The 23,485-nt window shown below is 37.0% G+C and carries 33 protein-coding genes, 1 pseudogene and 1 riboswitch; of the genes and pseudogenes, 32 read left to right on the plus strand and 2 right to left on the minus strand.

From position 1 onward, the window contains the following. Positions 1–399 precede the first annotated feature (399 nt). The 30 genes and pseudogenes from E1I69_RS20450 to E1I69_RS25530 form a co-directional block, all read left to right on the plus strand. Positions 400–738: an ImmA/IrrE family metallo-endopeptidase gene (locus tag E1I69_RS20450; RefSeq protein ID WP_136381400.1), complete on the plus strand. Its 339-nt coding sequence runs from the start codon at positions 400–402 to the stop codon at positions 736–738. 36 nt (positions 739–774) lie between these two features. Then, positions 775–1,650 carry a terminase small subunit gene (locus E1I69_RS25330; protein ID WP_136381401.1) on the plus strand — a complete coding sequence of 292 codons (876 nt, stop codon included), beginning with the start codon at positions 775–777 and terminating at the stop codon, positions 1,648–1,650. After that, complete coding sequence (locus tag E1I69_RS20460) at positions 1,643–2,902, plus strand: PBSX family phage terminase large subunit (protein WP_136381402.1); 1,260 nt, start codon at positions 1,643–1,645, stop codon at positions 2,900–2,902. Before E1I69_RS25330 ends, E1I69_RS20460 begins: the two co-directional genes overlap by 8 nt. Positions 2,903–2,918: 16 nt before the next feature. Then, positions 2,919–3,269 (plus strand): hypothetical protein, encoded by a 351-nt coding sequence (locus E1I69_RS20465; RefSeq protein ID WP_136381403.1) that lies wholly within the window; start codon positions 2,919–2,921, stop codon positions 3,267–3,269. Positions 3,270–3,290: 21 nt separating this feature from the next. Next, positions 3,291–4,808, plus strand: a complete 1,518-nt coding sequence (locus E1I69_RS20470) for a hypothetical protein (RefSeq protein WP_136381404.1) — start codon at positions 3,291–3,293, stop codon at positions 4,806–4,808. Beyond that, entirely contained in the window at positions 4,805–5,836 is a 1,032-nt protein-coding gene (locus E1I69_RS20475; protein ID WP_136381405.1) for a phage minor capsid protein, read from the plus strand. The genes E1I69_RS20470 and E1I69_RS20475 overlap by 4 nt, the downstream gene beginning before the upstream one ends. 55 nt (positions 5,837–5,891) lie before the next feature. Then, a complete protein-coding gene (locus tag E1I69_RS20480) occupies positions 5,892–6,158 on the plus strand; it encodes a hypothetical protein (protein ID WP_136381406.1) in 267 nt (88 codons plus the stop codon). A gap of 108 nt (positions 6,159–6,266) precedes the next feature. Continuing rightward, positions 6,267–7,007, plus strand: a complete 741-nt coding sequence (locus E1I69_RS20485) for a scaffolding protein (RefSeq protein ID WP_136381407.1) — start codon at positions 6,267–6,269, stop codon at positions 7,005–7,007. Between the two features lie 19 nt (positions 7,008–7,026). Beyond that, positions 7,027–7,398, plus strand: a complete 372-nt coding sequence (locus tag E1I69_RS20490; protein WP_136381408.1) for a head decoration protein — start codon at positions 7,027–7,029, stop codon at positions 7,396–7,398. A gap of 62 nt (positions 7,399–7,460) precedes the next feature. After that, complete coding sequence (locus E1I69_RS20495) at positions 7,461–8,528, plus strand: major capsid protein (RefSeq protein WP_136381409.1); 1,068 nt, start codon at positions 7,461–7,463, stop codon at positions 8,526–8,528. 60 nt (positions 8,529–8,588) lie between these two features. Continuing rightward, positions 8,589–8,867, plus strand: coding sequence for a hypothetical protein (locus tag E1I69_RS20500; protein ID WP_136381410.1), 279 nt, complete (start codon positions 8,589–8,591; stop codon positions 8,865–8,867). 9 nt (positions 8,868–8,876) lie between these two features. Beyond that, a complete protein-coding gene (locus tag E1I69_RS24500) occupies positions 8,877–9,050 on the plus strand; it encodes a hypothetical protein (RefSeq protein WP_154670426.1) in 174 nt (57 codons plus the stop codon). A 12-nt stretch (positions 9,051–9,062) separates the two neighbouring features. After that, positions 9,063–9,245: a hypothetical protein gene (locus E1I69_RS20505; protein ID WP_136381411.1), complete on the plus strand. Its 183-nt coding sequence runs from the start codon at positions 9,063–9,065 to the stop codon at positions 9,243–9,245. Further along, positions 9,242–9,376, plus strand: a complete 135-nt coding sequence (locus tag E1I69_RS25335; protein ID WP_278186179.1) for a hypothetical protein — start codon at positions 9,242–9,244, stop codon at positions 9,374–9,376. Before E1I69_RS20505 ends, E1I69_RS25335 begins: the two co-directional genes overlap by 4 nt. A gap of 176 nt (positions 9,377–9,552) precedes the next feature. Next, positions 9,553–10,014 (plus strand): HK97-gp10 family putative phage morphogenesis protein, encoded by a 462-nt coding sequence (locus E1I69_RS20510; RefSeq protein WP_136381412.1) that lies wholly within the window; start codon positions 9,553–9,555, stop codon positions 10,012–10,014. Positions 10,015–10,022: 8 nt separating this feature from the next. Continuing rightward, positions 10,023–10,424 carry a minor capsid protein gene (locus E1I69_RS20515; protein WP_136381413.1) on the plus strand — a complete coding sequence of 134 codons (402 nt, stop codon included), beginning with the start codon at positions 10,023–10,025 and terminating at the stop codon, positions 10,422–10,424. A gap of 18 nt (positions 10,425–10,442) precedes the next feature. Further along, positions 10,443–10,991 (plus strand): hypothetical protein, encoded by a 549-nt coding sequence (locus E1I69_RS20520; protein WP_136381414.1) that lies wholly within the window; start codon positions 10,443–10,445, stop codon positions 10,989–10,991. 49 nt (positions 10,992–11,040) lie between these two features. Then, positions 11,041–11,421: a hypothetical protein gene (locus E1I69_RS20525; protein ID WP_242634659.1), complete on the plus strand. Its 381-nt coding sequence runs from the start codon at positions 11,041–11,043 to the stop codon at positions 11,419–11,421. A 44-nt stretch (positions 11,422–11,465) separates the two neighbouring features. After that, the gene (locus E1I69_RS20530; RefSeq protein WP_161974950.1) at positions 11,466–11,744 is read left to right on the plus strand and encodes a hypothetical protein; all 279 of its coding nucleotides are present in this window, start codon (positions 11,466–11,468) and stop codon (positions 11,742–11,744) included. A gap of 14 nt (positions 11,745–11,758) precedes the next feature. After that, positions 11,759–14,779: a phage tail tape measure protein gene (locus E1I69_RS20535; RefSeq protein ID WP_136381417.1), complete on the plus strand. Its 3,021-nt coding sequence runs from the start codon at positions 11,759–11,761 to the stop codon at positions 14,777–14,779. A 2-nt stretch (positions 14,780–14,781) separates the two neighbouring features. Then, positions 14,782–16,209, plus strand: a complete 1,428-nt coding sequence (locus E1I69_RS20540; RefSeq protein ID WP_136381418.1) for a distal tail protein Dit — start codon at positions 14,782–14,784, stop codon at positions 16,207–16,209. Next, positions 16,209–17,153 (plus strand): phage tail spike protein, encoded by a 945-nt coding sequence (locus E1I69_RS20545; RefSeq protein ID WP_136381419.1) that lies wholly within the window; start codon positions 16,209–16,211, stop codon positions 17,151–17,153. Before E1I69_RS20540 ends, E1I69_RS20545 begins: the two co-directional genes overlap by 1 nt. Further along, positions 17,117–18,760: a hypothetical protein gene (locus E1I69_RS20550; protein WP_136381420.1), complete on the plus strand. Its 1,644-nt coding sequence runs from the start codon at positions 17,117–17,119 to the stop codon at positions 18,758–18,760. The genes E1I69_RS20545 and E1I69_RS20550 overlap by 37 nt, the downstream gene beginning before the upstream one ends. Positions 18,761–18,787: 27 nt before the next feature. Beyond that, positions 18,788–18,952 carry a hypothetical protein gene (locus tag E1I69_RS24505; RefSeq protein WP_154670427.1) on the plus strand — a complete coding sequence of 55 codons (165 nt, stop codon included), beginning with the start codon at positions 18,788–18,790 and terminating at the stop codon, positions 18,950–18,952. After that, the gene (locus E1I69_RS20555; protein WP_136381421.1) at positions 18,933–19,211 is read left to right on the plus strand and encodes a hypothetical protein; all 279 of its coding nucleotides are present in this window, start codon (positions 18,933–18,935) and stop codon (positions 19,209–19,211) included. Before E1I69_RS24505 ends, E1I69_RS20555 begins: the two co-directional genes overlap by 20 nt. Before the next feature lie 35 nt (positions 19,212–19,246). Continuing rightward, on the plus strand, positions 19,247–19,531 hold the full coding sequence (locus tag E1I69_RS20560) for a hypothetical protein (RefSeq protein WP_136381422.1): 285 nt from the start codon (positions 19,247–19,249) through the stop codon (positions 19,529–19,531). Positions 19,532–19,533: 2 nt separating this feature from the next. Then, a complete protein-coding gene (locus E1I69_RS20565) occupies positions 19,534–19,779 on the plus strand; it encodes a phage holin (protein ID WP_136381423.1) in 246 nt (81 codons plus the stop codon). 51 nt (positions 19,780–19,830) lie between these two features. After that, the gene (locus E1I69_RS20570) at positions 19,831–20,292 is read left to right on the plus strand and encodes a peptidoglycan recognition protein family protein (RefSeq protein ID WP_278186180.1); all 462 of its coding nucleotides are present in this window, start codon (positions 19,831–19,833) and stop codon (positions 20,290–20,292) included. 110 nt (positions 20,293–20,402) lie between these two features. Next, entirely contained in the window at positions 20,403–20,606 is a 204-nt protein-coding gene (locus tag E1I69_RS25085; RefSeq protein ID WP_242634660.1) for a hypothetical protein, read from the plus strand. After that, positions 20,576–20,683, plus strand: a pseudogene (locus E1I69_RS25530) (hypothetical protein); the annotation flags it as partial. The gene E1I69_RS25085 and the pseudogene E1I69_RS25530, both read left to right, overlap by 31 nt. 148 nt (positions 20,684–20,831) lie before the next feature. Here the strand turns inward: E1I69_RS25530 and E1I69_RS20580 are convergent. After that, entirely contained in the window at positions 20,832–21,251 is a 420-nt protein-coding gene (locus E1I69_RS20580; RefSeq protein WP_136381424.1) for a PilZ domain-containing protein, read from the minus strand. Between the two features lie 140 nt (positions 21,252–21,391). Beyond that, on the minus strand, positions 21,392–22,102 hold the full coding sequence (locus tag E1I69_RS20585; RefSeq protein WP_136381425.1) for an EAL domain-containing protein: 711 nt from the start codon (positions 22,100–22,102) through the stop codon (positions 21,392–21,394). 90 nt (positions 22,103–22,192) lie between these two features. After that, positions 22,193–22,277, minus strand: a riboswitch (cyclic di-GMP riboswitch). A 218-nt stretch (positions 22,278–22,495) separates the two neighbouring features. On the opposite strand from E1I69_RS20585, the gene E1I69_RS20590 reads away from it, so the two are divergent. Together E1I69_RS20590 and E1I69_RS20595 are read left to right on the plus strand one after the other, a co-directional pair. Further along, a complete protein-coding gene (locus E1I69_RS20590; protein WP_136381426.1) occupies positions 22,496–22,720 on the plus strand; it encodes a hypothetical protein in 225 nt (74 codons plus the stop codon). A gap of 366 nt (positions 22,721–23,086) precedes the next feature. Then, the coding region (locus tag E1I69_RS20595; RefSeq protein WP_136381427.1) for a hypothetical protein at positions 23,087–23,485 on the plus strand (399 nt) is incomplete at its 3' end.

The following is a 23,485-nucleotide window of genomic DNA, read 5'->3' on the forward strand; positions in this document are numbered from 1 at the left end:
TATCTATTCTGCATTAGTAATTTATGAAGCATAAAATATTAAAGCATCCTTCGGGGTGCTTTTTAATTTGAATTATTCCATGTTTAACCGATACATAAACTGGAGGTGTAATATGGGAAAAGTATTTAATTCAATTTTGATAAGTGTGTTACTCGGGGTTTTAGTTACACCTATGTTATACATTTTTATATTTTTTATATATGCTTTCTTTAGGAAAGGTAATGATTTCAATACATCAAATTATATATCTAATCTATTTTTTAGTTGGTCATCGTTTTTTACAGTAATAATCGTTGTAACAATCATTTATTTTATATGGATTTTGTTTAATAAAGAGCATTAAAGCATTTCTTATAGAGATGCTTTTTTCTATGCCCAAAAATATTAGGAGGCAGCCTTATGATACCAAATAAAGTTAAAATTGCTGGAATTGAATATAGTGTTACTGAAAAGCATGGACTTGAGCAGAAGCATGGATTACTTGGTCATGTACTTTATAGCTTATCTGAGATTGAGATAGATGATCGTTTAAACCAGGACAGAAAAGAGCAAGTATTGGTTCATGAGCTCCTTCACGCTTGTTTCCATGAAGCTGGGTTTGAAGAGCAAGACGAGGAAATGATTAATAGGATTAGTATAGTTTTATATCAAGTGTTGAAAGAAAATCATTTAGCCTTTGGTGAAACTGTAACTACAGTAGGAACCGATTGCTCCCAGAAAATTACCATGAAATATTAATTTTTTATTACTGTTTGGAGGTAGGTGCTAATGTAGATGAATTGGGAAGTAGTAAAAAAAGAATATGAATCAACCAATATCACCTTAAAGGCACTAGCCGAGAAATATGATATTAAGCTAGGTACTTTGAAAAGCAGAAAGAGCCGTGAAGGATGGTCAAGAGATCCGACGAAAAAGGATGCAACCAAAAGGGAAAAGGTTGCGAACTCTCCAAAAAGGATGCAATTAAAAGAGGATGATACATCAGGTCATGAATTGAACCTGGATAATTTTCTTGAGGATAGTGGACTAACTGAAAAACAAAGGTTATTCTGCCTTTATTATGTTAAAAGCTTCAATGCGACGCAAGCAGCAATAAATGCCGGATATTCACCAATAGGCGCACATGTTGAAGGAAATAGATTGCTTAAAAATGCTAAGGTAGCAGCGCAAATCAGAGAAATTAAGAAAGACATGGTAAATGGTGTATTCGTTGAAGCAATGGATGTGCTAAATAAATACATTAAGATAGCATTCTCTGACATTAATGACTTTCTTACATTCGGCCAAAAAGATGTTCCTGTAATTGGCGCTTTTGGTCCATTAGAAGATGACGATGGAAATCCAATCATGCAAGAAGTTAACTATGTTGATTTCAAAGAATCTGGTGTTGTTGATGGCACTATCATTTCCGAGGTTAAACAAGGTAAAAATGGTGTATCAATCAAACTGGAAGATCGCATGAGGGCGCTTGATAAACTAGCTCAATACTTTGAATTGCTTCCGGATTCCATGAAACGTAAGCTGCAGGAAGAAAAGCTTAAGGCTGAAACAGAAAGAATCAAGGCGGAAACAAACAAGATTGGAAAGGGTCCAGGCAAAGAACCTCTACTCATTGAAATTGATTATGGAGACGATGATGACGATGAGTAAAATCGTTGTCCCATTCAATAAGCATTTCAAAGAGGTTAACCGAACAAAAAAACGTTATCGAGCCTTAAGGGGTAGTGCTGGTTCTGGTAAGTCTGTAAACATTGCTCAGGACTATATTTTAAAGCTTAGTGATCCAAAGTATGCTGGGGCTAATTTGCTTTGTGTCCGTAAGGTTAACGAAACAAACCGTAACAGTACCTACGCTGAATTAACAGGTGCTATCAATCGAATATATGGAGAACGAGCTGAAGAGTTTTGGGAAATGCGTCAATCTCCTTTATCATTAAAAAGCCGCGTTACTGGTAACGAGGTTATTTTTCGTGGGGTTAATGATGCAAGGGACCGTGAAAAGCTCAAATCCATTAACTTTGCTCATGGTAAATTAGTTTGGATTTGGATTGAGGAAGCAACGGAGTTACAAGAGTCTTACGTAGACATCTTAGATGACCGTTTACGGGGTATTTTACCCAACCCTAACCTTTACTATCAGATCACCTTTACATTCAACCCTGTGTCAGCTACGCACTGGATAAAGCGGAAATACTTCGATATCGTGAACCAAGATGTTCTTACTCACCATTCAACCTATCTGCAGAATCGATTTATTGACGATGCTTACCATCGACGGATGATGTTGAGGAAAGAGCAGGATCCAGAAGGTTATGAGATTTATGGTTTAGGTAATTGGGGAGAAACTGGTGGTCTTATTCTTAAGAACTTCATAGTTCAAGAGTTTGACACATCTTTCTCTATGTTTGACACCATGCATCATGCGCAAGACTTTGGATTCAATCATGCCAATGCTATTCTTACCGTCGGTGTTAAAGACGGCGATTTTTATATTTGTGATGAAATATATGTACACGAAATGGATACAAGTGAGATTATAGAGTTAGCTGATAGACAAGGTTTAAACAAATACTTAACCATGTACTGTGATTCTGCAGAGCCGGATCGTATTCAAATGTGGAATAATGCCGGTTACAGAGCAACGGCTGTTGTGAAAGAACCAGGTAGCGTTCAAGCTCAGATTGATTACTTGAAGCAGCGAAAGATTTATATCCATCCGAACTGTGTAAATACGGCAAAGGAAATTCAACAATGGTCATGGAAAAAGGATAAGAAAACAGGGCTTTACCTAGACGAACCAGTTGAAGTATTTGATGATGCGATGGCAGCACTTAGATATTCAGCTGAGCCATTACGCAGACCGGAAATGGAATACAGTAATCAACGTCCATCTGGATGGTAAGAAAGGCGGTATTAGTATGGATGCATCAAAACTAAACTGTATATGTGATCAATGTTCTAAACCAATTAAGGTAAAAAAGACGAAGAAAAATCTATATACAGATGGTGATAAAGGGAAAGTTTATGTGCATTACTTTGTTTGTCCCAATTGCTTAGCAAAGTATCCTTTCCATGCCGAGAGTGACGAAATCAATGTACTGGTTAAAGAGCAGCAACGATTGCGAAAGGAAATTCCTAAAGTTGTTATGGATGACGTTCTTGAAGAAGAGCGTACTACAAAAATCCATGCCGAAATGAATGAAAACAAAAAGAAAATCAAAAAGCTTCAACAGGAATATAAAGTGCTCTTTAAATTAGACAACAGCTGATAAAGAAAGCGAGGTGACAACATGACAATTGTTTACACAAATCAGAAGTTTCCTCCTCCACCGTTTGATGAGGAAATTGACCAAATACATTATTTCCGTGACCTTTACGAAGGGAACCATGAGAATATTTTCCCGAGGGCTCAGTCATTTGCAGAACAGACTGTACAGAGCTTAAAGAACCAGTACAGGAAGTCTAAAAGAATTTACTTTAAGAGAAATGCTGAAAAGCTAGCCCAGAAGCATGCAGTAAGTTATTATGTTGTCGCTAACTTTTCATCTGTCATCGCTGAACTTCCCGCCGATCTGATTAATCGGTCATTAGGGAATATTTCTGCAGATACTGAAAAGGATAATAGTTTGTTAGAATTTGTTGAGAATGTAGAAAAGGCATCCAAAATTAATCAAAATATATGGGCCGCAATCGTCCAACATCAGGTGGATGGCGGTGTTGCTTATCGTATCAGGAGAGATTCTAAAGGTACCTGGTTTGAATGGAAACCTGCTGACTTGTATTTCGAGCATGAGGACGGTAAAGGAGCTGACATTCCATGGGTGGAAACACGAAACAAAGATAAATACCTAAGAGTCGAAAGACAACGACTCAACGACAACCAATTGCTAATCGAGCAGTTGGTTTTTTCTATGGATGGCGAAACTGTTAAAGAGCAGTTAGACATAAAGGAATACGCAAGTCTGTATGGGCTGACTATTCCGGATAACCAAATACTCAATAATGTCAATGAGCTCATGTGCGGCTATATCCCGAATGATGAAACGTTACTTGTTCCCCGAGGGCGTTCAGGGCTTCGAAATATCGACATGATTCAGGAAGAGATCAACTGGACCATCACAAGAGACTCGGTTGTATTTGAGAAGCACGGAAAACCAAAACTCGCTATCCCTCGAGCGCTTTGGGATACGGTGGCCAGCAAAAATCAAAAGTATTATGGGGATAGATTTGTCCGTAATGCTGATCTAGAGGTTGTTAGTTACGACGAGAAAAACGGAGCTGTCCCAATGTACATCACATGGGATGCAAAAATAGATGAGTCCTTTAAACATGTCCAAAGATTAATAGATTACATGTTAGCTATTTCTAAAACATCTGCTCAAGCTGTTGGTGTTAATACTGATGGTGGGGGTCGTTCTGCCATCGCTATCCTTTACGAGTGGATCCAGTCAGTTATTAAAGCTGAAGCTATAAAAGATAAGTTTGATGCAGCCATAAAGGACGCAATTAGAAAGAGCGTTATCTTAGAAAATGCATTGGGTGGCACAAACTATCCGGTAAGTGACCCAGTTGTAGAATGGGCTGATATGCTACCAAAAGCCGAATCTGAAAAAGATGAGGAAGAAATTAAGAAATACGAAGGCGGTGTTCAATCGCTGGAAACAACCATTCGAAATTTACATCCAGATTGGTCAGAAGATGCTATTCTTGCTGAAGTTGAAAAGATTCAGGAAGAGCAAGCCATAAACAGTTTTTCTCCAAACTATGTTCAACCACCTAAAACTAATATAACCGGTGAAGATGAATGACGAAAACTGAGCAACTCATAAAATTGTACACTGTTGCAAGCGAGGAAATACGCCTAAAGATTAATAGCTTGGAAGATGGGATAGCCAAAAGAAAGCAACAGCAATTGTTGGAGCAGATTCTAAGCATTATTAGGGAACTTCAACAGCAAGGTATAGAGTTGGCTACTGAAATTATTGAAGATTCCTATCTTAATGGATCAAATGAGGCAGTGAATCAACTAATTTCACAAGGTGTGGATGAGGTTGAAAAGTCTTTAACTTCTGTTATTCATCAAGAAGCAGTTCAACAAATATTGTACGAGGTTTTTTACAGAATTTTAGAAGCAACTGATCATATGTCTGCAGATGTTAAAGAACGAATAGAAACTATCGTGCGTCGTGCAAATGAACGGTCATTGGTTCAGGGGATATCTAGAAGGAAAGCAACGAAGGATGCTATAGCGGAGCTTAATAACAAAGGCATTACAGGTATTATTTATAAGAATGGCACTAAGATGCCTGTAGAAAAGTACATTGCAAATGTGATCCATTACCACCAACGACAGGCGCATGTAGATGGTTCAATTAATCGTATGGTTGATAACGGTGAAGACCTTGTGTATGTAAATTTTGTGGGAGTAACATGTGAACGATGCGCACAATATCAAGGTCGTGTTTACTCCGTTAGTGGTAAAGACAAACGATTCCCTAAGCTTGATATCAGACCACCTTATCATGGGCATTGCGTTCACAATGCTACTCCATGGGTAGAAAGATACCACGATGAGGATGAAATCGAAAAAGCAATCAATGATTCCAATCGTCCCTTTACAGACAATCGAACTGAATTAAATATCCGTAAATATGAGCAGCTGCAACAAGAAAAGTCCAGACAAAACGAAACGCGTAACCAATGGATCCGTTACAAATCTAGAATGCCAGATATGCCGGATTTAAAGACGTTTGCCAGTCAAAAGGCGAGAAACACCAAGAAGTACAATGAATGGCAGGAGGATTACAGGAAAATAGGACAATCGATTAAGAGTTAAAAGAAGGAAATAATTGGTTCTCTCTAGAACATATCTAGTAAAGGGAGGTATCAAAATGTCATATTATGAGGATGAAGTTCCAAAAAGTTTAGATTTAAATGCTGAATACACAGCTCGTGAGATTTACTTATTTATGATTGAAAATAAAAATGTGATGATATTAATGGATTCTGTTCACCTAAACCATAATGACCGAGATCATAAGTTTAAGGTGGTAGATATCAAGGAAAATTACATTCATAGACAAGCTGAAAACTCGTATCGGACACACTTGATTCCAAATAAAAAAACTAGAATCTATGAAATAGAAAAAATAAAGTAGGCATCCTCTTATTGAGGGTGTTTTTATTTGCCTTTTTACGTGCTGCAGGCGTAAAAGAACATCACGGAAAATAAAAGCCTACTATGGCTAAAAACTAGGAGGATTCACATGAAAAGGTTCGTAGGTTATTTTCGTGTTTTATTAGCTTCAATCTGGTTACTCTTTGCCACTGAAAAGAAAAAGGAGGAGCAAAAGGAATTTATTCCATTTCAGCGACTTAATCTTCAATTCTTTGCCGGGGAACCGAACGATCCGCCACCAGCAGATCCAGACCCTAACGACCCACCAAAGGATAAAACCTTTACCCAGGACGATGTTAATAAAATTGTCCAAACTAGGGTGTCTAAGGCAGAAAAGAAAGCACAAAAGGAACTAGCCCAAAAGCTAGGATATGATTCAGTTGAAGCAATGGAAGCTGCCTTAAATAAGGACAAGGATAAAGACAAAGACAAAGATAAGGATAAGAAAACTGACCCTATCGATGTTGATGCTTTACTCGAGTCCAAACTAAAAGAAGAACGTGAGAAGACGTTCAAAAGATTAGTAAATTCCGAGGTTAAAGTAATTGCGAACGAACTCGGATTCGCAGACTGGGAGGATGCATTAGCACTTGCTGATCTAACCCAGGTTAAAGAAGATGAAAAAGGTAACATCTCAGGTGTAAAAGAAGCTCTCGAAGCATTAGCAAAGAAAAAACCACATCTACTTAAGCAACAAAGTAGTAATGGTGGTTTTGGTGCTGTTATTCCAAATAATCCACCTAACCAAAAGGAATCTCTTGAAAGAATTAAAAAGCTTGCTGAAACACGTGGAGCACAACAAACAACAGCTTATAATCCATGGGCTTAATTTAAAGGAGGAATAGTACATGCGTTTACAACCACAAGAAAAATTTGAAGTGCAAGATTCTTATGAAATCTTAGCTTCATATGAGGTCGTTCGTGAGGTAGTTAATGGAATTACAATTGATTCAGCGGCTGTAGCTGCAGTTGATGGAAAGAAAATCTTAAAAAAGGGACAGCCAGTATCAAAAATGGCGAGTGGAAAGTATGTTCCTTATAATTCTGCTGGTGCAGATGGAAGTGAAAATCCATCAGTACTCTTGAAGCATACTATTGATGTTACTGATGGTGATGTAGTAACCGGTGGTTATGAGGTAGCTAAAGTTATTTCAGAACGTATTCCGGTTGCTGTTGACGCAACATTAAAAGGAAAAATGCCTAATATCACATTTGCTTAAACCATTTCGTTGTTATAAACGAGATGGTTTTTAATTACACAAATATCGAAAGGATGATATAAATGCCAGAATTATTAACGTTAGAACAAGCACTTTCGGGTGAGGAGCTATTAGTTTACTCTCGAAATCTAGCAACACCAAATACTTATTTACATGATTTATTATTCCCAGCTCACGAAACATCAGAATTAAATGTAGATGTTATCCGTGAGGGTTCCCGCCTTCCAGTAATGGCGCAAATCGCCGAACTTGGTACACAAGTTGAGTACGGTAGCCGTGAAGGAATGACCGGCCAACGAATTGAAATTCCAAAAATTCAACGTGGTCGAGCGATGGACGAAAAACTTGTTCGCTTGCTCATTCAAGGTCAATTACACAACAACGAGGTCGCTGAAATCCGACGTACTCAATTAAATGATGCTGATTATGCAGTTGATGCTATCAAAGCTCGTAAAGAATGGATTGCAATGCAAGCTGTTTCTACTGGTAAAGTTGCATATACAGAAGGTAGAGTTCAGTTAACTGTAGATTTTGGATACGGTAATGATCAAAAGCCTGTACTGAGTGGAACTGATTTATGGAGTGACACAGCAAATTCAAATCCTATTGATGATATTCAAACATGGGTTGGAACAATGCAAGATAAAGGAATTAACCTTACTCGTGCATTAGCTTCTCGTCAGGTTATTTCATACTTATTGCAGAACACTAATGTTCGTAAGCAATACTTTGGTGATCCATCTGGCACTGCAAATCCACCACAATTAAATAAAGCACAATTGGACAGCCTATTTGCTTCGTTAGGATTACCTAAGATTGTTCAATATGATACTCAAGCTCGTGTGGAAAACAAAGCATTGTCAAATGGTAAACTATCATTCTCAACAATTCGCATGGCACCACAAAATCGATTTGTAATGCTACCGGACAGCGCGCTTGGTCATTACTTATGGGCTGAATCTACAGAGGAAATGCTTTCGGATATTCAGGCTGAAAAGACAGATTCTAATGGTATCTTTGTATTCCGTAAAATTAATGAGCATCCAATTCGTATTGAAACAATTGGGGTAAATTTTGCGTTCCCTTCATTCGGGTTCAATGACTCCGTAGTTTCTGCGACTGTAATCTAATTGCTTGGGTGTCAGCTTAGCTGACGCCCTTTTTAGTTTATTTTAGAAAGGGTGAATGTAATGGATTTAATCGCACTAGGAAGCGTAAAACATAACGGGAAATGGTTTAATAATGGTGATTCGATCAAAAGGGTAAAGAAAGAAGATGGAGAACGTTTGATTGAGTTTGGCGTTGCGAGAGTGGATGAAGAATCTGAATCACGTCGCAAAGCTGAGGAAGCGGAAAAGAAATTAGCTGAAGAGCTCGCTAAGAAAGAAGCAGAAGAAAAACAAAAGGCAGAAGCTGAGGCAAGGAAAAAGACCGAAGAGGATGCTAATAAAGAAAAAGAAAAGAAGTAGGTGAAGTAAATGCCTACAGTAGAATCCGTTGATCAATGGATAAAAGATAATGTCCTAGATTCAAAGGCATGGGACGATGCTACTAAAAAGGATATTGCTGTAGTTCAAGCTAGACGTAACCTACAAAAATGGTACCCAGAAGTAGTTCTCACTGATGAGACAGTTGGATTGCAAGCTATATAGGAGTTGCAAGGATTGGATCCGGTTCTCAAATATCAAAAGCAAGGGCTCAAACATATCAGCGAAGATGGAGACAGGATTGAATTTGGTTCTCGTGACCGGGTTGCTCCTGATGTTCGTGACATCTTGGGTGCTCCTTTATATGAAATTGAGGAAGAGGAATCAAAGGGTACTCTCGATGGAGGGATGCTGCTATGAGTCTATTTGGATATCCAGCAAAGGTTATACACCAAGTAGCTGTTCTCGATGTTTGGGGTAGAGTATCAAAATATGATTCTATTACCAAAAATGCAAAGGTAGTAGAAGAGGCAAAAAGTAATCAAAAATGACCAAGGCGAAGAGGTCGAATCATTAGCACAGATTCACTTTGATGGTCCTCAGAAAGTTAAAATCCAAGACTATTTCCTTTACACAAACGATCAGGGTGAGGAAATACGGTACGATGTAAAGGCAATAAAACCTAAGAAAGTAATTGGAACTGAAAAAATAAAGAAAGTCGTTGTATATGGCTAGTCGTGAGATATTCTCCATAGATGGAATTGAAGCTGCAATCAAAGATTTGGATCGTATCGAGAAAGAAATGGAAGAGAAGATTGATAAAGTACTAACTGACTTGGCAAACAAGGTCATTGCAGACGCTAATAAGTTAGCTCCTTTATTATCAGGTGATCTAGAAGCAGCTTTAGTTGTTGGAGAAGTCAAGAAGGAATTAAAAAGAAGGTATATTGACTTTGGTGTGAGTCCTGAAGTGAGCCATTATGCGACTGTTCAACATGAAGGCTTTCGTGTAGTGAAAAAAGGGAAAAATAAAGGTAAAGTTATTTACATGAAAAAGCCCGGCCCTAAAACCGACAGTAAACCACCATATAAAGGATATATGCCTGGTAAAAAATATTTAGAAAACGCAATTAAAATCAATGAGAAGTTAATTATTGAAGAATTAAGAAAAGCACTCTCATTTAAGTAGGTGAAGTGATGAGAGGAAAAGAATTAATTGATTATTTAGTAAGTCAAACATTCAATGTTTATCCAGATGCAAACTTCATGCCTGATTTAGATGAGAGCCAACTACCGGCTCTTTTTGTGTTTGGCACCGGTGGAAGTGAAGCAGATCCTGACTTGCCAATTCAATATCCTACCTTTCAGATAATCGTAAAGGGTAAGAATTACAAAAGTGATTCTACGCAAATGGACAAAACCGAACAAGAAGCAAAGAGGTTAATCGACTTTTTAGAACATAAAAACCATTATCTCATTGGTCAGAATTATGTTTATGTAAGCCGCTCTATGCAGAGCAATCCGATTCCTATTGGTTTAGACATTCATGATAGACCTACATTTTCAACAAACTTTAGATTTAAGCTACAACCGATTTAAAGAAGGGAGTTAGAAAACATGGCAACAGAAAAAAAGATTATCAATGTACCAATTGGTCCGGCCGAAGTTGAATTCGGAGATACAGATCCAACTCTTTTTGATATTACAAAAGGAGGTATCGTGTTTAGTGCCAACTTTTCTAAACAAGACATCACGGTAGACCAATTCGGGGATACACCTGTTAAGTCCATTTTAAAGGGCGGAACATGTCAATTAGTAGTGCCCTTTGCACTTAATGATTTGAAAAAGCTTGGGACTGTCACACCAGGTAGTAAATATGGTGAAGATGTTACGGATCCGGAAAATGTAAAAAGACGTTTAAACGTTTATGCGAAAGCTGGCTTAGATTTATTAAAAGCTGCTGAAAAGGTAGTTGTAAAACCAACAAGTCCGGGAACAACAGCAAATGACTATATTACAATCCCAATCGGAAGTCCTTTACCAGAAGTTCAATGGACATACAACTCCGATAATGAACGAGTAGCAAATATTACTTTCGTGGGCTATCCGGATACTGATGGGTTACTTTATTTTTTAGGCGATGAAGCTGTTGTAATTCCAGCTTAAAATTATGTGGAGGGCATAAGCTCTCCACTTTTTTATGGAGGTTTTAAAAGTGCTCAATAAATTTAAAAATGCACTAACTAATGAAAATAGTTTATACCTGGGGGACAAGAAGGTTGAAGTTAAAAAGCTGACACCCGCCATGTGGAAAAAGCTTTTTTCGACCATAGATCAGTTACCAGGATTAATCGTGCAAGTGTTGCTTGCCCCAAAGGAAAACTTTTATCCGTATGTCGTTCAAGCATGCGAAATCGCAATGGATGAGGTAGTACAAATAGTCTCAGTCCTAAGTGGTATTGATCAAGAGTATTTAAATAAAAATGCTGGCTTAGATGAAATTATAAAATATTTAGTTAGAACTATTCAAAAAAATAATCTTCAAGACACAGTAAAAAACGTCAAGAGCCTTCTACCCCAAAAAGCAAAGGAGTAGAGGGCTCTTCTATTTCAACAGATGAATTTTTGAGACGTGCTGCAATGACATTGGGAGTATCCCAAAAAGCGTTAGAAAACGAATACTACATGGTTGATTTACCTGCCATTTTAGAGGATAAAGCAAAAGAAAAAAATACGGGGTTGCTGGAACAAATCATGGTTCGATTAGCAACTAACAGCCGTTATATGCCCGATGATGAATATCAAAAATTAATGAATCAAGTTTTTCCAAAGGACGCTATCCCAACAGAAAACCAATTCAGTCGTGAAAAGTTTGAGGAGCTTCGAATGCTCACCAATATGGGTGTTAACAGGAGATAGAGAGGAGGTACACTATGTCAACGGATTTAGGGGATTTAAGAGCTAGGCTCTTGCTTGAAGCCCAGCAATTTAAAAAGGGAATGAATGAAGCCAGGGAAGAAATGAAGAAAACTGGTAAAGAAGCAAAAGATACAAACAAGGGTTTTGATGGCTTACACAAAGCATTAAAAGACGTAGGGCTGTCCTCCTCTCAGATTGATAAGATTACCGAAAAAATAAAAAAGACTAATCCTAAATTGCTCGAAAAGGATTTTAGTGAAGTCAGAGATGAACTTAAAAAACTAGGTCTGGATAGTAAGGAAATCGATAAGCTTACAAAAGAAGTCGAGAAGGCTAGTAAAAGTACCCACAACCTTGAAGAGGATCTAAACAGAATCCAAACAGCTTCTTTAGCTATAGGTGCTGCAATGGTTGCCGGTATTGGATTAAGTGTAAAAACAGCAGCTGACTTTGAACAACAAATGTCAAGGGTTAAAGCTATTTCGGGTGCTACAAGTGAGGAGTTTAAAAGACTACAAGCATCTGCTTTGGATTTAGGTGCATCCACTTCCAAATCTGCTTCCGAAGTTGCACTTGGTATGGAAGATATGGCAGCGATGGGATTCAATGTCAATGAAATCATTGCAGCTATGCCTGGTGTTATATCCGCATCAGAGGCAGCAGGAAGTGATTTAGCGACCACAGCTGGTATTGTAGCTGCAGCATTAAACTCATTCCAATTAGAAGCTTCCGAGGCTACTAGAGTAGCAGACGTCCTTGCAATGGCTGCCAACGTTTCTGCAGCAAGCGTTGACGATATGGGCTATGCCTTTAAGTACGCGGCGCCAATCGCAAACTCTTTAGGCATAAGTATGGAGGAAGTAGCAGCTGCGATAGGGATCATGACAAATAGTGGTCTGGAAGGGTCACAAGCAGGGACATCATTACGTCAAATCATCTTGTTATCTCTTAATAATCCTGCAAAAGAGCAGGAAAAACTTATGAAAAAACTTGGTTTCTCCATAAAAGATTCTAGTGGCAATGCAAAAACGTTGTCTCAGATGATAAAGGATTTAACAAAATCAACCGAGGGCATGACAAAGGCTGACAAACTAGCAACCATTGCAAAACTTGTTGGAACAGAAGCTGCATCAGGAATGATCGCAATCATTGATGGAGGAGTCGATCGGTTAGATGAGTTTACTGAAGCATTAAGAAATTCGGAGGGTGCGTCTAAAGAAGCTGCCGACGTGATGATGGATAACTTGAAAGGTGCTTATGAAGAATTCACGGGAGCCCTTGAAACTGCAGGAATAAAACTAGGTAATGAGTTTCTTCCGTTATTCACGGAAGTTGTTCGACATGGCGCTAAAGTTATTGAAACCATTACAGAAATGGATAGTTCAACTGTTAAGTCAGGTCTTGCTTTTGCTGGAACTGCCACCGCAATCGCATTAACAATCACAACGCTTAGCAAATTGGCTATAGCCGTAAGAGGTTTAATGGTTTCAATGGGTCCGGCAGGTTGGTTAATTGCAGGATTATCCATTATAGGTGGACTTATTGCAGGTGTTACTACGGAAATGGCTGCAGCTCGAGAAGTTGATTTAGAAGCTATTCTAGCTAAAAAAGATTTAAGTGATACCCTAGCTTCTAATATTGAGGAATATGAACAATTACAGTTAAGAAACAAATTATCTAATGATGAATTAGCCAGATTTGTAGACATTAATTCTGAAATAAGTAAAACTACTGATCCAGAAATTATTACAAGATTAAAAGATGAGCAGGCAAAGCTTCAAAAAGAATCGGGATTGTCAGCTGATGAGTTGCAACGATTAGTAGATTTGAATGATGAAATAATCGAAGTAGTTCCAGATGCAACGGTGGAAATCACGAAACAAGGGAATGCATTATTGGATAATGTTGATGCTGCAAAAGACTTCAATAAAGAGCTAGCAGAATCTTTAAAACAGCAAATTGAATTAGACATGCAAGCTACTTCAACAGAATATAGGGATGCTCTAAAAGAGGAAAAACAATTAATTTTAAGTATTAACAAATTAAACGAAGATAAAGAAGCTCAATTAAAGAATGTTGAAGAACTTCAAATTAAGGTTAATGAAGTACGTCGAGAATATAACGAAATGCAAAGGAATTCTGATAAATATTCAGAAAAAATGATTGCTGACAAAGGAATGGAACTAACGCTATTAGAAAAAGATCTTGACTATGCAGGAAGGAAAGTAGATAAGCTTGCTGAAGAGGTGAAAACAAAACAATCTTCCCTTGATAAGACTCACGAAACCATTAAAGGCCAAGAAGATCTCCTTAACCAATTAATTGACATTGAATTGAAGCAAGCTGGTATTAATGCCAAAAAAGGCGAAGGTTTGAGGACAGTTGAACAAGAAATAATCAAGCTTCAATTTCAAAAATCTAACATGGAGAAAAATACAAATGAAGCCTATAAAAGCACCGAAGAGTATAAAGAGGGAATCAAAGCAATAGATCAACAAATTAGTAATTTAGAAACTGTTCGTGACCGCGTGAAAAATATTATTTCTGAAGCAGGGTTATTGAACAGTGAATTAGGTAGATCGGTCAATAAAAATGTAACGATTACTACAAGTGGTGGTCGTAATGCCATGGCATTGTTACGACACCAAGGAGGACCAGCTATACCGGGATTGATGGACTATTTACCTAAATTCCATAATGGTGGATCCCCTTCATTTCTGGAAATGTTTAAAAACGCACCTATGCATAATGAGATAGATGCACGATTGTTGCAAAATGAATTAGTTCTAACAGAAGCTCAACAAGCCAATCTATTCAGAATGATTGATGAGGGATTTACCAGTAACAGTGGAAATAGTGAATCGTTTAATCTAGAAGTTATTCGGTTGCTTCGCGAGATTGAACGTGGAATCGCTCGAGGCTTTAATGCAACAATCATAATGGATGAGCGAACTGTTGGACAGGTTATAGAGCCACACGTGACTGAGCAACAAAGAAATAATGAGGCTAAAGAGTCAAGAGCTGAGGGGGATTAAGAATGTATGGATTTAAATTTAATGATATTCATAGTAGTACCTTTCCAAATTTAATTGTAAATAAAATACATCGTCCTTTTTCAGCTCCTCGTTCATTGACATTTGTGAGAGTACCTAATAGGAAAGGTGCGTACCTACAGGATATTAACGAAGATGTTATTGTTCAAAAAATCGATATAACCATCCAAGGAGATAGCCAAGAAGAGTATAACAGTTTATTAGATTCTTTAAAATTATGGTTATTAACAAAGAAAACGGAAGAATTTCAAACAGATAAAGAAGTAGATCGATTTGGCCAAGCGATTTTGGATGGATCAGTGGATTTGAAAGAAATAGCAACATTGGGTGAAGGGACGCTCATCTTTGTTATTCCGGATGGTACCATGTACGGTAATGAAAAATCAATTCCTGTTCTAGATGGCACTATCTTTAAAAACGATGGAACCGATGTGACCTTTCCTACCTTTAGAGCAACTATAAACCAACCAACAACTTTTCTATCAATTATAACTCCCGATGATTACATGATGGTTGGTTCTCCTGTAGATGTAGAAGAAATTGAGGTTGTTAAAGAACAAACCATATTAAAAGATTCCCTGACGAATACAGTAGGCTGGACAAATGGTACCACCGTATTGAACGGTCAAGTAGCTGGTACCATGATTTCAGATGGAAATGAGTTTGTTGCGTCTGATTATGGTACCGGTAGTGGATGGCATGGTCCAGCACTAAAGAAAAGCTTTTCTGAACCCTTACAAGATTTTCGATTTGAAGGGTACCTTTTACAAAGTAGCCAGGACTCTTCAAGAGTAGGCAGAGTCGAATTTTATTTATTGGATGAAAATAATGCTGTTGTAGCACGGCTGGGAATGCGAGATTCAAAGACTGGTATGGAGCTGAATCAGGGATATATTTCAGTCCATAATGGTGATGTTGGAAAATATATTATCTACGAAGAGGGAAATAACCCAGGAGTATGGAATGATTTTAGGGGCTTGTTACGCTTGCAACGTGTTGGCAATATATTTACAGCCTATATTGCAAAACAAGCTGCAGATGGTAGCCATTACGCTCGTAGAACGATTCGTTTTGAAGATACAGAAGGTAAGTATTTGCAAAGAGTTGCTCAAGTAGAAATTCATATAGCGGCTCACGGCAGTAGTCAAACTCCTGATCAACAGGTTAGAGAAGTACGAATGTACAAAATTAATAATCCTGCTGATCAGCAGATTCCTTACATTGCTGAAGCAGGAGACATAATTGAATTTAATCATGAAGAAGGGAACATCACAAAAAATGGTGAGCCCTTTTTGTATGAAAAGGATTTTGCAGCGAACTACTTTGCTCTTGGAAAAGGAGAAACTGAAATCAAGATACTACCAGAAGGTGTTGCTACTGTTGAAATGATTTATCGTCCGAGGTGGTTATAATGATTCATGTGTTAGACAAAAACGATAATATTGTTGCTACCCTTTCAAATGAGACTCCTAAAGGGAAAATTTACTGGAATGACAAACATCATGAAAAAGTAAAAAATGCATACGGGATTTATAACTTTACGACAATTGATGAACAGGGTGAAACTTATCTTGTAAATAAAAACAAGGTAGTAATTAAGGACTTAGACGGCAATTTTATTCCATTTGTCATCGAAAAGGTCGAACAAGATTCTCATAATGGCAGGGAAAAAAGAATTGAAGCGGAAGCTGAACACATTTCAGATCTACGCACCTCAAAAATTATAGAACCAATTACTCTACAAGGTGCCACAATTAATACTGCTGCAGATGAGTTCTTGATGGGTACCAAGTGGAAACGAGGTATAACAGAGTTTGCTGGTTCTCGTACTGTGCACATTAAGGAATACATGAGCTGTTTAAAATCATTGCACCAGCTTGCAAGTGCTTTTGAGGTGGAATTACGATTCAGAGTTGAGTTTAAAGGGAGCAAGGTATCAGGTCGATATGTAGATTTCCTTAAGCCGACTGTAGCGTTTAGCGGTCAAGAGCTCATAATGGGACGTGACTTGATTGGAATCACTTGTACTGAAGAAACCGCGAATGTATTTACTGCCCTTTACGGTATTGGAATGGGCGACCAAGACGGACAATTTGTCACTTTTGAAAGTATAAATAATGGTGTCAAATGGGTCGGGGATGAAGAAGCTCGCCAACGCTGGTCACCGGATGAAGGGCATTTATTTGGTACCTTCCAATATCAATCGAATTCCGGTGGCACCCCTACACCAAAAGAGGTAAAAGACGCTACTGAAAAGGCATTAAAAACTCATATTGATAGTCTTTTACCTACAAAGCTACTGGAAATGCTTTGGAGAGAATGGGATATGACCATAAGAAACTACGTAAAGGTATGATTCTTAGAATCAAAGATGAAAAATTTAATCCACCCATTTATCTTGAAGCGCGGGTACGAGAGGTCGAACGTTCCTACACAAGAAAAGACCAGGACGTATTCCATTTTGGTAATTACAACGAAATTAAAATTACGAAAGATAAAATGATAACGGATCTACAGGCACTTCTCTTTAGGAATGCAAATGCTTGGAGTGCGAAAGCAGAGATTCATAGAGGGAATACTCCCCCTGAGGATAAAAGCAAACTATGGATTGATACATCTGATCCTACACAAGATGTTTGGAAACGTTGGGACGAAGCCAAGCAGATATGGAAGGAAGGACCTGGGGGTCCACAAGGTATCCAAGGACCGAGTGGTGCTAAAGGTGACACAGGTCCACAAGGACCTCAAGGTCCAGCTGGTAAAGACGGTATTGCTCACATGGGCACAACTGCACCAAGTAACCCAGCGACTAATGCAACTTGGTTTAAGACAGATACAAGTGGGAAAATAATAGGTATTTTCAAATGGTCTGGTACTGAATGGGTTGAATCTAAAATGATGGCTGATGTTTTTAGTGTTCCAAAGTTAAGTGCTCTTGCTGCAGATCTAGGTGAGGTTACAGCTGGTAAGTTAACAGGTGTTGAAATTATAGGGGGCTCTTTCGCTACCAGCGGAACAAATGGGAACATCGAAGTTAAGCAGGATAATGTCCACAGCTACAAAACAATAGCTGGATTTACAGATGTGAGTCATGCTTACTTAACTAGTGGAGTAGTATCTGTTTATCGCATGGGCGAGGCGAAGGAATTAGGTCGTGCTACGCTAGAAAGTGGCAACTTAAAGCTCCAAGGGGAATACAGCGGTGAAAATATAACATATGGACTTAGAGGATTAAGTGGACAAGCTATGGCACAAGATGCCACAGTAAAAACCCACTCATTCCTATATAACCCAAATACACGCATGTATGAGGTTTCTTACTATGATGGGATAGACAGCCGCATTATAAAAACAGATTTATTTACAGCGAGAAACATTTATAGTGTACATGACACCTCCAAACGGATGCTTGCAGATATGAGTAACGGAAACGTTATAGTTAACGCAGTTGGAGGAGATTTATACCTTGGCTATGAAAATACCGGTGTTATACGGGCTAACTCAAATTTACTCATTGGTGGGCGAGCCACACTTCGTGCTGATGCAACATATATTAGGATGTTTGGACCTGACTCAGATAGTTCACAAATTCGCTTGAGCAAAGATGGGCAAGTTGCTATATATGCAAATGGTGTCGCAAGACATACGTTCCAGGCTGATGGATCCAAGTCAGGTGGTTCGATTGAGATTGACGGTGAAACACTCGGTATGTCACCGATAGATAGCCCACAAGTATTATTGGAAACTATTGAATTCGATATTCAGTTAACCAAAAACGGTGTAAAAGTGCTGCTTGATGAACGATTCGCGAAATCAGTAAATGGTGTATTCGCTGTGTTTCTGAACAATGGAGTCGTGGTCGAGAAGGGATATGATTATTTCGTTATCCAGGGGGAAGGAGTGTGTGACGCTCGTATCATCGGAGAACGTATTGGTACGAAGGTGCTTATTACGATAATATGATCAAGTATTCGATGGAGGAATCAATAGATGAACAAGGGGCACTGGTTTAAGCGTGAAAAACGAATCGAAACTACCGAAGTTTCAAATGGAAAAAGCATAAAAGTGTTAGGTGGAAAAGCAGAAGTTGAGAAATTTAAGCGCGAGAAAGAATCGGAAAAGAGGAGGAAGAATCTTGGAACAACTCAATTATGATTTAATTGTCCAGGACTTAATTAGTCAGAATGCTAGATTAAGTGAAGAAAGGGCTATTCATTTTGCCCTCGCCACACAAAGACAGGCTGAGATAACCACACTTAAACAAGAGTTTGGAAAAAGAGTTAGTGAGAACGAAGCCCTAAAGGAGCAGCTGGATAATGTTCAAAGTGAGGTATCTGTTTTGAAACAGGAACTAGAGGGAATGAGAAAACAACAAGAACAAACAGAAGAGGTTGAGCAAAGTCCTGAAGAATAGGGCTTTTTATTTTGCTTTGAAAGGGTGAGGAGAATTTGACAGTTGAACTAGGGTTTTTGATTGGAGTTTTGTCACTTATAATTGCATTCCAAACTTATTCGCTTAACAAAGCTAAATCCATCAAATCAGATGGTCAAGAGAGTGCAGAATTAAAGGCTGAACTTGGTTATATTCGAAAAGGGGTTGATGATATTCGAATTGATTCAAAAGCCAATGAAAAAGCATTGAATCACTTAGGCGAACGCGTAACAAGGGTTGAGGAATCAAGCAAGCAAGCTCACAAAAGGCTAGATAATATTGAAAGTAAGGGAGAGATTTGATTATGAAAAAGGACATTTTTACATTATTAGGTGGTTTTCTAACTGCGTTATTATTTTTCTTTGGGACGATCGGAATCTCATTTGATTGGTTTAACGAGCAAAGCATAAATGCATTGGTTTTAGTTTTGTCTGCATTTGCTGCTCTTGTGGTAAACGTATATGCAGTATGGAAAAATACTTATACTACAAAAAAATCTAAACAGTTTAAGGAAAATGCATTAAAAGCACAAAGATTAATGAAGAAGTAAGCTATCTCATCTGAGGTAGCTTTTTATTATTTGAAGGGAGAGGTGTTATTGATGGCTGTATGGATAAACGATTTTATCAAACTCAACAAATATTCACGCCCTGGTACAAAATTAAAAGGAAAAGTTAAGGGGATCCTTCACTTTACAGCCAACCCAGGAGCCACAGCGAAAAACCACGTTACCTATTTTGGTAAGTCCCTAATCGATCTAAACGAAAGATTACCAGTAAAGAAACGTCGTTATGCTTCAGCTCATATCTTTGTAGATAGGAATGAAGCACGATGTATTATCCCATTAGATGAAGTTGCGTTTGCTGCTAATGATGGTACTTTTAGAGGTGTTCCAGAATTAAAGCCTAACGCAAATTATCTTTCTATCAGTGTTGAAATGTGTCAAGAGAAAGACGGATCAATACATGCTGATACAATTAAACGAACTGAAGATGTATTCGCGGAGCTTAACAAGATGTTTAAATGGGATCCACTTAAGGACATTGTTCGTCATTATATGTAACTCATAAAAACTGTCCAGCACCTTGGGTGAAAGACTCAAAAGAATTTATCCATTTTAAAAATCGGGTAAAAGCAAAAATGAATTTAAATAAAAATAAGGAGGCACTAAAAGTGGCAGAAAAATATTACACTTCAACAGCACCAATTGCAAAGCTTGGAGATAAAGGTGATGTTGTTCGATTAATTCACTATTTTCTTGCGGTAACAGGCCATACTCGTTGTGATAATCGGGAAAAAATACGTTTACTTCTACAACAGAAAATGCGGTTAAATCATTCCAAAAAGAGCAGCGCATTGGATATGAAAATGGAATAGTTGATTACAACACTATGAAAGCTTTCGCCTTAGTTATGGCAGTTTACCGTGAACATTGGGTAGAGTCGCATAAATAAGCAATTGAATAATTAAAATTAATTGAGGATAAACTAATATCAAGCCTAGATTTTTTCTTTTAATAAGCCCTGTCTCTTTAGAGTTGGGGCTTTTTTATTTTAAAATTTTAAAAACCCTCACGCTAATGGTGAGGGCTAGCAATATTTGTTAACTTGTTTTATTCCCTTGTGTTACTTGATAATTGTGTATTGTTACGTTTAACCTTTTGATGTCATTTTCAGATAAATCAACAAACTGTACGCCATATGAAACTGACTTACCTTTAATATGATCTTCTCTTCTGATAATTTTACCTTTTAATTCGAATACTTCACCATGGAAGGTAAAGTTCATTTTCATTATAATATTGTGTTTAACGGGAAATTCATATGAAGAATGAAATTTTAGTCCACCAATACTAATATCATTAATCATTCCATTAAAAGACCTATTCTTTAATGCTCCTAAAGAATTGTTGCTAAAATCTATAAGAGTAAATGTGCATTCTATTCCAGGAAGTCCAATTCTATAAGAATCTCTTTTTTCTAATGGTTTAAACTTATTGGATTTTACCAATTTACTTTTCAATGATTTATTATTTTTCTCTAAAGACTAAATTAATCGGTTTTGCTTTATTAATCTTCGTTCATCTCTTAGAAATAAAATTAACAAAAATATTAATATCATAGTTTGGGATAAAACTATGTAATTCAATTAATTCACCTCATTTAGATAACGTTAAGAGCTTTAGGTCTTCCTAAAATATAGCCTTGACCAAATTTAACACCAATGGCTTTTGCGACCGCTAAGTCCATTTCGGTTTCGATTCCTTCTAAGATTAATTTAATATCATGATTATTTGTGTAACAAAGAATTGCTTTGATAAATTCTTGTTTTTTAGTATCCTTCCACAAGTTAACGGAAAAATACTTATCCAATTTAATAAAGCCAGGATCTAATTCAATTATTGATTGTAGATTTGAGTTTCCCTTTCCCAAATCATCAATAGCAAATCTAATACCCTCTGATTTAAGTTTGGCAATATTCTCTTTTAAACTTGAAAAATCGGTAATTGTTTCCATTTCACTTATTTCAAGAATGACTTGTTGACTAAAGTATTTGTTTTCGGTGATAATTCTCTTTATAAAGGGCAGAAAATTTGTGTTTGTAAGGGTAGATGGAAATACATTCAAAAACAAATAGCCGTCCTTTTTGGAAAATCCTGCTGAATGGTAGGAGAAAGCAGCTTTGTGAATAGACCGTGAATCTAATTCATAGAGCTGTTTTTCTGTTTTTGCAACATTAAAAGTTTCTTCGGGATTTACATAATGTGAGGTTCTAAGGAGTCCTTCAAATCCTATCCTAGTCCATGTCTGAATATCAATAATGGGCTGGAAAAAGTGTGAAAATAATTCATTTTGAATCAAATTCTTAATCATTTTTAGTAATCACCCCTTTCATTCTAAATTTCTGAATAAAAAAAGATGACTAGACCGAAATAAAACGGGAGTCATCTTTTCTCCGCTAATTTCGGTAACCCGACTACCATTGCAAGATTGCTTTAGGTTCGTGGCTTTGCGTCCTTATCTTTCGATAAGTTTGCCTTTATCGTATAGCTAATTCAAATATAATTATTTTTCCTTATCTAGAATAAGACAAAAGTAACCTAAATTCAACAAAAATCGACAAATATTTCCGATAACTAATTGTGTATTTACTATACATCTTTTTGTGTCAAATTATTTGTTATTAAAATTCCTTTGAAAAGTGTGACAATCTTAACTGCATTTAATCCTTTCCAGACTTAAAATCCAATTCAAGCGGATGATAATATGATTGAAAACATGGAAATTAAGGAACTAACTGCAATTCAAGAGTTTAAGTCAATGGTAAACTTGACTATTGCAGAGATGGCTAATGGTGAAATTGATGTGTTTGTATTGCCAACACAATGGGGGCACGGAGGAGTAAGAGTCACAAAAGCAGGTAACAAAGACGAAGTTGTTGCTGAAGCTTTGAAGGAATTCGAGGAAAAGAATAAGGTGAAATTGACATGAAAGTACGCCAATTCTCTATTTCCTATATAATTTCCCGTATATAAGTGAATGTAGCATTCGTTTTTTGAAAATTAATTTAGAGCATAAATATCAAGGCTATTTGGTATGCCAGAATGGAACAAACTAGAAGAAATGGGAAATTATATGGCTAAATGATCTGTTATTTTATTTTATTTTATATTCTAAATAAAGAGAAGGAAATTTAATGAAATTGTCGAATAATATATTTTTAGAGGGTTATTATATAAAGTATGAAATTTTTCAGTTTATTAATCATAAAATAATGACAGCATCATTTTTATATTGGTATTATTAGGGTAAATCTAATCTAGGAGTTTATAATGAATAAAATAGGAGGGTTTTATCATGTCAACACAATTCAAATTATTTATAGACGACAATAAAAATAAACTTGAATTGTTTGAATATGATTATAACCAAAATAGTTACAGAAATATTCTGGATCAAGCTTATGAAAAAGGATATAGACAAATCATTTTTACTACTTCAGTATTTAAAAAACTTATTGAAAAATTGTACCTCCAAGGTTTTCTCCTTCTTGATATTAAATTCATAGACAGTATAGAGGATTACGACTTCTCTGAAATTAAAGAATTAATCAATCAAATCAATATAAACGAGGGAAATAAGACATTAGTAAATTTACTACTTAAAGAAATAGAATGGTTTGTTAACGATGAAAGTATAGATATAAAATCAATTGTACTACTTGATATTCTTAAAAACTGTCTCTTATACACATCT

Source organism: Bacillus timonensis (assembly GCF_004799755.1).
GTDB classification, from domain to species: Bacteria; Bacillota; Bacilli; order Bacillales; family Bacillaceae_L; genus Ferdinandcohnia; species Ferdinandcohnia timonensis_A.

Bases quoted from the DNA above. Each gene is read 5' to 3' on its own strand.
- E1I69_RS20450 (WP_136381400.1), top strand. From the start codon at position 400: ATGATACCAAATAAAGTTAAAATTGCTGGAATTGAATATAGTGTTACT.
- E1I69_RS25330 (WP_136381401.1), top strand. From the start codon at position 775: ATGAATTGGGAAGTAGTAAAAAAAGAATATGAATCAACCAATATCACC.
- E1I69_RS20460 (WP_136381402.1), top strand. From the start codon at position 1,643: ATGAGTAAAATCGTTGTCCCATTCAATAAGCATTTCAAAGAGGTTAAC.
- E1I69_RS20465 (WP_136381403.1), top strand. From the start codon at position 2,919: ATGGATGCATCAAAACTAAACTGTATATGTGATCAATGTTCTAAACCA.
- E1I69_RS20470 (WP_136381404.1), top strand. From the start codon at position 3,291: ATGACAATTGTTTACACAAATCAGAAGTTTCCTCCTCCACCGTTTGAT.
- E1I69_RS20475 (WP_136381405.1), top strand. From the start codon at position 4,805: ATGACGAAAACTGAGCAACTCATAAAATTGTACACTGTTGCAAGCGAG.
- E1I69_RS20480 (WP_136381406.1), top strand. From the start codon at position 5,892: ATGTCATATTATGAGGATGAAGTTCCAAAAAGTTTAGATTTAAATGCT.
- E1I69_RS20485 (WP_136381407.1), top strand. From the start codon at position 6,267: ATGAAAAGGTTCGTAGGTTATTTTCGTGTTTTATTAGCTTCAATCTGG.
- E1I69_RS20490 (WP_136381408.1), top strand. From the start codon at position 7,027: ATGCGTTTACAACCACAAGAAAAATTTGAAGTGCAAGATTCTTATGAA.
- E1I69_RS20495 (WP_136381409.1), top strand. From the start codon at position 7,461: ATGCCAGAATTATTAACGTTAGAACAAGCACTTTCGGGTGAGGAGCTA.
- E1I69_RS20500 (WP_136381410.1), top strand. From the start codon at position 8,589: ATGGATTTAATCGCACTAGGAAGCGTAAAACATAACGGGAAATGGTTT.
- E1I69_RS24500 (WP_154670426.1), top strand. From the start codon at position 8,877: ATGCCTACAGTAGAATCCGTTGATCAATGGATAAAAGATAATGTCCTA.
- E1I69_RS25335 (WP_278186179.1), top strand. From the start codon at position 9,242: ATGAGTCTATTTGGATATCCAGCAAAGGTTATACACCAAGTAGCTGTT.
- E1I69_RS20510 (WP_136381412.1), top strand. From the start codon at position 9,553: ATGGCTAGTCGTGAGATATTCTCCATAGATGGAATTGAAGCTGCAATC.
- E1I69_RS20515 (WP_136381413.1), top strand. From the start codon at position 10,023: ATGAGAGGAAAAGAATTAATTGATTATTTAGTAAGTCAAACATTCAAT.
- E1I69_RS20520 (WP_136381414.1), top strand. From the start codon at position 10,443: ATGGCAACAGAAAAAAAGATTATCAATGTACCAATTGGTCCGGCCGAA.
- E1I69_RS20530 (WP_161974950.1), top strand. From the start codon at position 11,466: ATGACATTGGGAGTATCCCAAAAAGCGTTAGAAAACGAATACTACATG.
- E1I69_RS20535 (WP_136381417.1), top strand. From the start codon at position 11,759: ATGTCAACGGATTTAGGGGATTTAAGAGCTAGGCTCTTGCTTGAAGCC.
- E1I69_RS20540 (WP_136381418.1), top strand. From the start codon at position 14,782: ATGTATGGATTTAAATTTAATGATATTCATAGTAGTACCTTTCCAAAT.
- E1I69_RS20545 (WP_136381419.1), top strand. From the start codon at position 16,209: ATGATTCATGTGTTAGACAAAAACGATAATATTGTTGCTACCCTTTCA.
- E1I69_RS20550 (WP_136381420.1), top strand. From the start codon at position 17,117: ATGGGATATGACCATAAGAAACTACGTAAAGGTATGATTCTTAGAATC.
- E1I69_RS24505 (WP_154670427.1), top strand. From the start codon at position 18,788: ATGAACAAGGGGCACTGGTTTAAGCGTGAAAAACGAATCGAAACTACC.
- E1I69_RS20565 (WP_136381423.1), top strand. From the start codon at position 19,534: ATGAAAAAGGACATTTTTACATTATTAGGTGGTTTTCTAACTGCGTTA.
- E1I69_RS20570 (WP_278186180.1), top strand. From the start codon at position 19,831: ATGGCTGTATGGATAAACGATTTTATCAAACTCAACAAATATTCACGC.
- E1I69_RS20585 (WP_136381425.1), bottom strand. From the start codon at position 22,102: ATGATTAAGAATTTGATTCAAAATGAATTATTTTCACACTTTTTCCAG.
- E1I69_RS20590 (WP_136381426.1), top strand. From the start codon at position 22,496: ATGATTGAAAACATGGAAATTAAGGAACTAACTGCAATTCAAGAGTTT.